The organism is Kitasatospora sp. NPDC032150 (genome assembly GCF_055579945.1).
The window spans coordinates 1-10174 of the sequence record NZ_JBVIMH010000071.1 but is presented as its reverse complement, the minus strand read 5'-3'; the positions used below and the strand labels follow the sequence as shown (position 1 = coordinate 10174).

The 10174-nt window shown below is 71.8% G+C and carries 8 protein-coding genes and 1 pseudogene; all 9 read left to right on the top strand.

Annotated elements, in window-relative coordinates; all coding sequences use genetic code 11:
• The first annotated feature begins 226 nt into the window (after positions 1-226).
• The 9 genes and pseudogenes from ACZ5ON_RS35330 to ACZ5ON_RS35290 all read left to right on the top strand — a co-directional run bounded on the left by ACZ5ON_RS35330 (position 227) and on the right by ACZ5ON_RS35290 (position 9877).
• Positions 227-1273, top strand: coding sequence for a LacI family DNA-binding transcriptional regulator (locus tag ACZ5ON_RS35330; RefSeq protein WP_465601521.1), 1047 nt, complete (start codon positions 227-229; stop codon positions 1271-1273).
• A 201-nt stretch (positions 1274-1474) separates the two neighbouring features.
• Positions 1475-1717 carry a type II toxin-antitoxin system RelE family toxin gene (locus ACZ5ON_RS35325; RefSeq protein WP_465601523.1) on the top strand — a complete coding sequence of 81 codons (243 nt, stop codon included), beginning with the start codon at positions 1475-1477 and terminating at the stop codon, positions 1715-1717.
• A gap of 357 nt (positions 1718-2074) precedes the next feature.
• A pseudogene (locus ACZ5ON_RS35320) lies at positions 2075-2235 on the top strand (RNA polymerase subunit sigma-24); the annotation flags it as partial.
• 110 nt (positions 2236-2345) lie between these two features.
• Positions 2346-2807 carry an SRPBCC family protein gene (locus tag ACZ5ON_RS35315; protein WP_465601518.1) on the top strand — a complete coding sequence of 154 codons (462 nt, stop codon included), beginning with the start codon at positions 2346-2348 and terminating at the stop codon, positions 2805-2807.
• 325 nt (positions 2808-3132) lie between these two features.
• Positions 3133-3477: a hypothetical protein gene (locus ACZ5ON_RS35310; RefSeq protein WP_465601516.1), complete on the top strand. Its 345-nt coding sequence runs from the start codon at positions 3133-3135 to the stop codon at positions 3475-3477.
• Complete coding sequence (locus ACZ5ON_RS35305; protein ID WP_465601514.1) at positions 3474-5246, top strand: WXG100-like domain-containing protein; 1773 nt, start codon at positions 3474-3476, stop codon at positions 5244-5246. The genes ACZ5ON_RS35310 and ACZ5ON_RS35305 overlap by 4 nt, the downstream gene beginning before the upstream one ends.
• A gap of 113 nt (positions 5247-5359) precedes the next feature.
• Complete coding sequence (locus tag ACZ5ON_RS35300; RefSeq protein WP_465601511.1) at positions 5360-6094, top strand: WXG100 family type VII secretion target; 735 nt, start codon at positions 5360-5362, stop codon at positions 6092-6094.
• A 2-nt stretch (positions 6095-6096) separates the two neighbouring features.
• The gene (locus ACZ5ON_RS35295; protein ID WP_465601508.1) at positions 6097-9096 is read left to right on the top strand and encodes a WXG100-like domain-containing protein; all 3000 of its coding nucleotides are present in this window, start codon (positions 6097-6099) and stop codon (positions 9094-9096) included.
• 61 nt (positions 9097-9157) lie between these two features.
• Positions 9158-9877, top strand: coding sequence for an RICIN domain-containing protein (locus tag ACZ5ON_RS35290; protein WP_465601505.1), 720 nt, complete (start codon positions 9158-9160; stop codon positions 9875-9877).
• Positions 9878-10174 lie beyond the last annotated feature (297 nt).

The following is a 10174-nucleotide window of genomic DNA, read 5'->3' as shown; positions in this document are numbered from 1 at the left end:
CGACTCCGAAGGGCCAAAACCTTCATCTTCCGTACAGCACCGCAATTGGAAGCTGTCCTACTACCAACTCCTTCTCGCGTTCAGGACGCAACACCCGGGAAAACGGATATGGCAGTTCGAGTCACGGAGACAGAAGGCACCGACGCATAACACCGGCGCCGATTCCGGGTGATGGTTCGTCAGTGCATTTACCGCTCAGCGAAGTTGCGGCGCGTAGACTTCGGATGTGAAGAAGGTAACGCGCGACGATGTGGCCAAACTTGCAGGAACCTCCACCGCTGTTGTCAGTTACGTCATCAACGACGGCCCCCGCCCCGTAGCCACCGAGACCCGCGAGCGTGTGCTCTCGGCCATCGACCGACTCGGCTACCGCCCCAACCGTGTGGCCCAGGCGATGGCCAGCCGCCGCACCGACCTGCTCGGCCTGATAGTCCCCGATGCCCGCCAGCCCTTCTTCGGAGAGCTGGCACACGCGGTCGAGCAGGCCGCGGCCGACCGGGGCAAGATGGTCCTCGTCGGCAACTCCGACTATCGCGACGCACGGGAAGTCCATTATCTGCGTGCCTTTCTGGGCATGCGTGCGGCCGGCCTGATACTCGTCAGTCTCGGCCCCAGCGAGTCGGCGGCGGCCGAACTGGCCGCGTGGGATTCCCGCGTGGTCCTCATGCATGAACACCCGGAAACGATCCACGAGTTCGCCGTGGTGACCGACGATCTCGGCGGCGCCCGGCTGGCCACGAAGCATCTGCTCGAACACGGCCACGCCTATGTGGCGTGCCTGGGCGGCGCGGAATACACACCGGTCATCGGTGACCCGGTCACCGACCACGTGGCGGGCTGGCGCCAGGCCATGGCGGAGGCCGGACTGTCCACCGAGGGCCGGCTGTTCCACGCTCTGTACAGCCGGTACGACGCGTACCAGGTGGCTCTCCGCCTGCTCTCCCGGCCGGATCGGCCGACCGCTCTCTTCTGCTCGACGGACGACCAGGCGATCGGCGTGCTGCGGGCCGCGAGCGAACTGCGGATCGACGTCCCGCGTGACCTCGCCGTCGCCGGCTTCGACGACATCAAGGAGGCCGCCCTGACCGACCCGCCGCTGACCACCGTCGCCTCCGACCGCGAGGCGATGGCGCGCACGGCGGTCGAGCTGGCGCTCGGCGGCGGTCCGCAGGAGGCCCACTGGCAGGGCGACCGGCTGCAGTGTTTCCCGTCCCGCCTGGTGGTGCGCGGCTCGTGCGGCTGCCCCCACACCCCCGGGGTCTGGTCCGACTGAACGGCGGCCACTGATCTACGCGCGCGCATATCACGCCGGCGCTCAACACCGTGCTGAGCCGCGTCAAGCCGGAGTCGGCCGGTGTCGCGTCAGGGATCTTGTCCACTGCCCAGCAGTGCGGCGGAGCGCTAGGCATTGCCGTTATCGGAGCGGTCTTCTTCAGCTCGTTCCTTCCCGCGGCAGTCGGCAGGGTTGCCGCCGCTGGCCACGCCTTTGCCGTCGCGTCCTTCGGGGCGTTCGTCATCGCTGTCATCGCGCATACTCCAGGGAGCACTGGGCGACGGGGACACCGGGACCTTCGATATCAAAGCCCTTCAAGGGCACAGCGCACGCTGGCGTCTGCGGGTCGGGGACTACCGCGTCGTGTACACGGTCGGAGATGGTCGGCTCATCGTGTGGGTCCTGACTGTCGGCAACCGCCGGGACGTCTACCGCAATCTGTAGGGGCCGAACACTGCGAATGCCGGTGGTGGAGGTCGTTCATCCTGAACCCGGCCTGCGGGCGTGCTGGTGCTGGTGCTGGTGCTGGTGCTTCGCTGGCTACGTTGCGGGAAGGCTGTCAGACCTGCCTGTCACAATCCAGCTGCGTGAGCGTCAGATCAGATTTCTCACTGGACTTGCAGCTCAAGTGCGTTCACGAGCAGGCAACGGACGATGAGGTGAAGCGGGCGATCACCTCCGCGCTCCAGCACATGCGGAGTGGACGGGGAGGCCACCGCAGAGGCGGCCAGCTGCTCATCCGGCACCTGGCAGCGGCGCGCGAGCGGGCTGCTGACGTAGGCGAGTGGGGGGTCGTGCGGCTGGTACAGGACTCCGCTGCTCACCACCCCCGACGTCGCCGAGGAGGCGGAGAGTTGGCCGACACCGTCTCCACCGCGATGCTCGTCGTGCTGGAGAGCCTCAGCCCCGTCGAGCGGGTCGTCTTCGTGCTGCGCGAGGCCTTCGGCCACTCGCACGTCGACGCCCAGCTGCTGGCGACAGCCTGGCGGAGGAGGCAGGGCAGTGCGATCATCCACCGATCGTTACCGGTCCATGACGACGGCCGGAGCCGGATCGGACAGGGGAGTCGGACGTGCCCAGCATCGAACTGAGCCGCAGCTACGACATCGCGGCGACGCCCGCCGCCGTGCTCGCGCATCTTGCGGAGCCCGAGAACTACATAGGTCTCTCCCCGCTGCTCGTGGACGTGCGGGACGTGCGGTGCGAGGGCGGAGTCACACACTACGTGGCCGTCGAGCGCTTCCGGTTCCTCGGACTGGTCCGGCACGACAACGTCATCCAGGTCACCCTGCGCACCGAGGGCACCCGGCTTCCGGGCGAGGCGACGGTCAGCGGCGAGGTGGTCAGTCCCGGTGGCGTGCGGATGGACTACCGCTTCGCCGTCACCAACCGGGGCGACGGCGGCTCCCTGGTGGTCGACACACTGCGGCTGCGCGCACCGTTCGGCCTGCTCCGCTATGCGGCCGGGAAGGCAGGAGCGGTGCAGGCCGAGCGCGGCCGAGTGTTGGCCCGGCGGCTGGGCGCCGGCAACTGAGGCGGCCGGGCCCACCCGGTCCGCAGTACCGTCTCGGTACGGGCCCGGACTGCCGAGGCCGCCGGTGGCAACGCGCCACACCAGGTCTGATGTCGGAACACAGAAGGCCCGGACCGGATTCCCGGCGCGGGCCCTCTACCTGCGGAGGGTACGAGATTCGAACTCGTGAGGGGTTGCCGCTTTCCGAGCGTGCTGGAGGCCCGGCGCACAACGGACATCGGGTGGCGTTTTGCAGAATACTTATCGGTCTATTACCTGAGTGAGGGATCGTCAGTCCTCGGGTGGCCGTGAGATGGTCCGGCCGCCTCGAGGACGGGGGAGCAGGATGGGCAGCGGGTCGTTCTGGATCGACCTTCACGAGGTCGAGGCAGCTGCCAGGAAGATCGAGAGCATCGTTCGCGAGCTGGAGTCCGATACCGCGCGGGTCGAGAGCGCGGTGCAGCGGTTTCCCCAAGCCGGGTACGGCACCGATCAGTTGGGCAGGACCCTGTCGGGCAGTGGGTCCGGGGCCGGCGGGCTGGTCGGGCACCAGCAGCAGGCCCTCCAGGGGATCCACCGCTACCTGCGGAACTCCGCTGCGATGGCGGAGAACCTGCTGCTGATGTGCCGGCGGTACCGCGAGGCCGACAATGCCAATGCCGCTGCACTCCGAAGCGGTGGTCCGTCGTGATCGAGCTGCCCGCCGACCTGGCCGAGGTGCTGACGGTCGTCCAGCGCCGTGAGGACGGAGCCGAGATCGCCTTCCCCGATGCCGACGAGGACCAGCTCACGGAACTCGCCGAAGACTGGGAGGCCTGGACCACTGCCGCCGAGCCGCGGATCCAGGCCATCGTGGCCTGTGCGCGGCAGGCCGTGGCCCATATGTCCGGGGAGGCCGCCGACGGCTTCCACCAGTACCTGGAGCGGTACAGCGGCCGTGACGACGCCCATGCGGTCACCACGCTGGAGACCGGGCTCGCCATGGCCCACTGTCTGCGCGGCGCGGCCAGTACGGTCGCCCGGGCCAAGACGACTATGGTCGAGCAGCTGTGGTCGACCAAGCACTACCTCGACAGCAGCCTGCCCGGCGCCTCGCCCGAGGTGGCGGCGCAGTCCGAGGGCGTGCGACTGACCGTGGACTCGTGCGCACACCATGCCGGCCAGGCGAGCGCCGAGGTCGACTCGATGCTTCGCCGAAGCGCGGACCGGATCGAGCGCATGGACGGTGCCGGGCAGCTCTGCGCGCTCGGTGACACCGGTGCCCGGGACAGCGGCGCTGCCGGCGCGTTCGCAGCGGCTGGAGTCCCCGGCCGGGCAGGCGGATCGGCGTGCCCGCCGAACGGCTCCGCGGCCGCCGGACTGAGTCTGGCGGGTTTCACCGGTGACTTCGCGAGCACGGACATGCCGGGTGTGGCACCTGCCGCCGAACCCGCCGGCCCTACCGCGGCTTCGGGGGGTGCGTCCTCCGGTCTGCCCGGCGCAGCCGGGGTCGGCCCAGGTCTCCTCGGCGGGGCGGCGGGGGGCGGGCCCGGCGTCGGCGGGGCGCCGGGCCGGGCAGGGGCAGGGAGCGTGCCCGCCTTGGCGGGCACGGGGCCCGACGCACGCTCCCGCACGGTGCCGGGTACCGGCGGGCAGAGCCCCCTCCAGCCGACGCGGCAACCGCTCGGCTCGGGTGCGAGCTCCGGTACCGGCGTGCGGGCGGGCTCGGGCGCCGCCGCTGCCGGTGCGGGCGCCGCGGCTGCCGGTGCGGGCGCCGCCGGCCGGGGCCCCGTCGGCGGCGGCATGCACGGTGCCGGTCGCGGCCGGGGCAAGAAGGACGCACGCGGAAGGCGCAGACCCGGACTCGTCGTCCAGGAGGCCCCGGAGCAGGACGAGGTGCTCACCGACTCCGGTATCCAGGGCCAGGCCGGGGACGTCCCGGTCCGCGACCGGCGGACGCAACGGGCGCGGCAGCGCTGGCTCGACGACGCGCGGACCGGCGTCGCCGCAGAACCCCGGGCGGAAGCCCCGCCGGCGCCCGGCGAGGAGAAGCCCCCGCCGGCGGGTGACAGCGATCTCCTCAAGCAGCTGACCGGCGTGGTGCTCGGCCCCGAGGCGGAAGCCCAGGGCCGGACGGCGGCCCCCGGTCCGGCCGGGGCAGGCGCAGCCGCAGCCGGGCCGAAGGAGGGCCGGCCGGCGGCTGACGGCACGGGCGGTGAGCGGGACCGGGTGGCCACCGCGCGGCGCCAGGGCGAACCGGAGCAAGGCACGGGCGCCGGCGCGCCGGCGCAGCTCGGACCGGAAGCCGTGGCCAGGCGTGCGCCACTGCGCGAGGAGGGCGGCTACCAGGTGCCCAGCCCGCATCTGCGGGCCGCGCTCGCGAAGTTGGCGTCCTCCGGTGCGTTCGACAAGTCCGTACCCGCTTCGGCGGCCCCAGTGGCCCCACGGCCTTCGGCCGAGCAGCAGAGCCCTCGGCAGTGAGCGGCCGCGCAGCCAACGAGTAACGCGTGCTGTCGGCCGTCGGCCAGCGCTCGCAGCAATTCCGCCCACAGGTCGTCCGATCGGTTGGCGGCACGAGTCGGTGAGGAAGTCTCATGGAAGATCCGTTTGGCACGAAGGTGCACGAGCCCGGCGAGGTGCCGGCGGCGCCGTTGACGGCGACGATGGCCGTCGGTCCGCAGGGCGCCGGGATGGCGACGATGGCCGTCGGTCCGCAGGGCGCCGGGATGGCGACGATGGCCGTCGGTCCGCAGGGCGCCGGGATGGCGACGATGGCCGTCGGTCCCTCCGCCCCCGCCATGGCGACCCTGACGGTCGCCCGGACTCCGGCGGCCCGGGCGGCGGCGGCGTCCGCGGGCGCGGGCACGGGTATCAAGGTCAGCCCTGAGCAGTACCGAGCGGCGAGTTCCCCGATGTTCGCCGCCGCCGAGCGTGTCTCGGAGCTGTACCTCAGCCTCGACGGGTTCCTGACGAGCATGAACGCGACCTCGCCCTGGGGCAAGGACCACGCGGGAGAACAGTTCGCCGAAGGAGAGAAGGGCTACCTCGCCTACAGCGCGGCCACGCTCAAGGGGCTGAAGAACCTCCCCGCCGCCCTGCACCGGATCGCGGAAGGTCTGACGACGATGGCGCAGAACTACGAGTCGGCCGAGTCCGGCACGGTCGCCGACCTCAACGGCCGCGGCCGGGACCTCCAGGTGGTGGAGTCCCTGCCCGCCCCCGTGATCACCCTTCCGCCCGCGGGAGCCACGGCCGGCCCACCGTCACCGGTGGTGCTCAGCGCGACCAACCGCGAGATCGGCCGCGGCCGCACCGCTGGAGGGCGCTGATCATGGCTGTGGAGGTACCCGAGCCCCTGCAGTGGGTTCTGCTGCTGCTGTCGGGCACCCGCTGGCCCGAGGCCGACGAGGACCATCTGCGGCAGATGGCCGAGCACTGGCGCTCCACGGCGAGCGCCCTCGAGGACGTCAATGGGACCACGGACGCCGCGATGCGACGTGCGCTGGCCGACCAGGAGGGTGTGGCCGCAACGAAGTTGACCGAGTACTGGGCCAACTTCACGACAGGCAAGGGTGATGCCGCGCCCGGCGTGTTCCCGGGCCTGGTCGCGGCGTGCAACGGCATGGGCGACATGCTGGAGTCGATGGCCAACTCCGCCGAGACAGCCAAGATCCAGATCATCGCTCAACTGGGCATCCTGGCCGTTGACATCGCGACTGCCGAGGTGGAGGCGCCCTTCACCGCGGGCGTCTCGCTGGCCCAGATCCCGGTCGCGGTCGCCGCCATCCGCACGGTCGTCCAGCAGATCATCAAGAAACTGGCGCTGGAGGCCCTGGAGTTCGCGGCCAAGCAGGCCGTCCAGATGGCCGCCATCAACCTGCTCGCGCAGTCCATCGAGGTCATGCAGGGGCACCGCAAGAGCGTCGACCTGAACGAGGTGGGCCAGAACGCCGCGGCTGGTGCGGTCGCCGGTGCGTCCGGCAACCTGCTGGGCAAGGGTCTCGGCGCGGCCGGCGCCAAGGCCGGGCTCGGCCGGGTGATGGGTACCTTGCCGGGCAGGATGGTCACGGCCGGAGCAGTCGGGGTCGGCGCGGACGTCATCACCCAGGCGGTCACCACCGGAAAGGTGGACAGTCACAGCCTGCTCGGCTCCGGCCTCAGCGGCGCCGCGGGCGCCGGTCTGCACGCCGGTGGCGCCGCGCTCAACGAGCACTTCCGCCCTCCCACCGAGGCCCCACACGCGGGTGTGCCGACCGGCGCGGAGGTGCAGCCAGGTGCCGGCGAGCACGGCTCGGCCGTCCCGAGGTCGACGGAGGGCGGCAACCCGACTTCCGGCTCGGCCGGTCCCGCTCCGACGAGCGGCGCGCACCCGGGACCCAGCGGCTCGGCGGACCCGGTGGCGTCGGGCCACACCGCGGGGGCCGCCGCTCCCTCGGGAGAGGCCGGTGCCTCGGCTCATCCGATGTCGCGTGGCATCGGCGACGGCGCTGCTCCGCCCGCCGGGACTGCTCCCGGACACGTCGGGACACCGCCCGCATTCGAAGGTGCGGTGCACGCGCCGGCCACCGAGGCCGGTCACCCGGCGTCGCACTCCGCCCTCGACAGCGGAGCTCCGCCGGCTGTCGGTGAGCCGGGCCCGGCGGGCGGGCACGGTGTTCCGGCCGCGCCCGGGCTTCATGTCGCGGACGCTCCCTCTCCGCATCTGCCGTCAACGGAGGCTCCGTCGGGAGCACACGAGTCCCCCGCCCCGATCAACCTCGGCCCCCACGCGGCGGACGTTCGCTCTCCGCACCTACCACCGACCGAGACACCGACGGGAGCACACGAGACCCCCGCCCCGATCAACCTCGGCCCCCACGCGGCGGACGTTCGCTCGCCGCACCTACCACCGACCGAGACACCGACGGGAGCACACGAGGCCCCCGCCCCGATCAACCTCGGCCCCCACGCGGCGGACGTTCGCTCGCCGAACCTCGCGCACACCGAGGTCGCGGCGGTGACCCAGCCGGAGACGATCGGTCAGGGGCCGTCCACATCCGTCCATCCCGGGTCGCCCGCGGAGGCGCCGCGCCTGACGCCGGGCCCGGGTGACGCGTCACGGACCGCGGCCGAGCGGCCGGCCGGTCAGACGCAGCCGACGCGTGGGCTGCACGAGCATCCCTCCGGTCCGGCGCTGGTCTACCCGATTCAGCAGTCCGCGGTGCAGAAGGCGCTCTTCAAGGCGAAGAACCTGGTGAGACCGGACGTTCCGGCCCCCGTGCACGAGCTGAAGGACCTCATGCCGCAGCAGAGTTCCGGCGGCAAGTACCTGCACCCGGAGTCCAGCACCGGGCGGCCCTTCGAGGGCATCCATCTCAACACACGTACCAACACGCTCAAGACCGATCACGACCCGACCACGCTCAACGACCTCTCGTCGCAGGTCGTGCGCACGGTCCGGAACGACACCGACGCGGCGCTCGCCCGCTGGGCCCCCGACAAGGTCGGCGGGAGCGGACAGGAGCGGCTCGAGGCGGCGGCTCGCCTGGACTACCGGACCGCCGACTACTGGAAGGGGCAGGACGCCCGCCGCGAGCAGCTCGACGCCATCGTGGCGGCCAACACGGCGAGCCCTCCCGCCGGGCTGTCCCCCGAGTCCCTGCACCAGGTGGACACCGCGCTGCACGACGCCCCGGACGCCATCACCGGCGCCGGCCGGATCCTCGCGCAGCACCAGGGTTTCGTGCTGGGCGAGGTGCACTCGGCGTCGACCAGCTGGCCGTTCCTGAAGGAGAACATGGCGGCCCTTCGGGAGCAGGGCGTCAGGACGGTGTACGTGGAGGCGCTGCGGGACGACAGCTTCCAGCACCACCTGGACACCCATCTCCGTTCCCCGGAGGGGTCGGCGATGCCGCCGGAACTCGACGCGATGATTTCGCGCTACGACTCCTCGCACGGCTCGCTGAAAGGCAACGGTCTGCGTGAGGTGGTGGAGGCGGCCAAGGCCGAGGGCGTCGACATCCGGGCGGTGGACGGCCGTCCGGCCCGCCGGGAGGCCGGCGAGTGGGGGCTGTACGAGCGGGCGGCACGGTTCAACACCTATGCGGCCGATGCGGTCGCCGGCGACGGGAAGTACGTCATGGTGATCGGGAAGGCGCACGTCCATCCGCACCCGGCTCCGGACGGCGCGACCCCCGTGAACCCGATCCACTCCGAGCTGCCGGCGCCCGGCGTCTCCCAACTGCTCCGGGTACCGGGGCTGGAACTGGAGGACGGGCCTGGCGGGTCGGTGTTGCGACACATGCGGCCGCCCGGTGCGGAACCGGCGGTGCCTGCCGCGGGGCAGCCGTGACGTTCCGCCGTCCGCCGGGCTCCGAGCCGGCCGCACCGTTCTCTCACAGCAAGGAACTCCCGTGCACCAACCGGCGCTGACGGCCGCCAAGGCCGTCGCCTACCTCACCGCCGTCCCCGGCATGCTCCTGATCGCCACGGTCGGGCATCCGGACACGGTGACCACCGCGCCTTCGCACCCCGCGCCGGGCCCGATCGGCAGGTACTCCGGTCCGCTGGCGAGCTGGGATCCCAGTCCGCTCGGAACCCCGAACATCCCGCCGGTGACGGCCGCGACCATGACGGCCGTCGCCCCGTACCGGGGCCTGGGCACGCTGGGCGTGTGGGAATCCGCGCAGCGGATGGACGCCCTCGGCGCCGAGGTGTCCTCCGCCGTCGAAGGTACGGCGGTCGGCACCCGCGCGAGACCCGGTGAGAACAGCCAGGAGTGGGTCCTCCAGCCGCAGCAGGACGGCGAGTTCACCGTCCAGTCCCTGCTGTCCGGCGGCACCTCCGGCCCCCTGGTGCTCACCGCCGAGCCCGGCGGCCCGGTGGACCTTCGGGACGACCGCTCGCAGGCCGGGGAGGAAGTCAGGGCGCAGCTCTGGCGGTTCACCGAACGGATGCCCGTGATCCGGCTCGACCCGGTCACCCGGCGGCCGGCCATGCGCTTCAGGATCCGCGCGCACCAGGGCGGTTGCCTGGTCGCCGCACCGGCCGACGGTCCGCTGTCGGTCGGGGACTGCGCGAGTTCCGGCACCTGGTGGAGCGACCGGGGCCTGCACGCCCGGACAGCCGTCTGAGGGCTCCCGGCACGACCGAAAGGTTTTGCCCGCGGCACCGAGAATTCCACCTGAGTCCGGTGTCAACCGGCTTCCGGCGGTCCATGCTCAGGAGCAGCACGACCGGAGTCCCTGCCGTCCCGTACGGCAGGGACTCCCGCACCAACTCGTACAAGGAGACCTGTTGAGCAACGAGAGCCTGGCCAACCTGCTCAAGGAGGAGCGCCGTTTCGCTCCGCCCGCGGAACTCGCCGCTGCCGCCAACGTCACCGCGGCCGCGTACGCGCAGGCCTCCGAGGACCGGCTCGGTTTCTGGGC

Coding starts and splice junctions, on each gene's coding strand:
- ACZ5ON_RS35310 (WP_465601516.1), top strand. CDS start 3,133: ATGGGCAGCGGGTCGTTCTGGATCGACCTTCACGAGGTCGAGGCAGCT.
- ACZ5ON_RS35300 (WP_465601511.1), top strand. CDS start 5,360: ATGGAAGATCCGTTTGGCACGAAGGTGCACGAGCCCGGCGAGGTGCCG.
- ACZ5ON_RS35295 (WP_465601508.1), top strand. CDS start 6,097: ATGGCTGTGGAGGTACCCGAGCCCCTGCAGTGGGTTCTGCTGCTGCTG.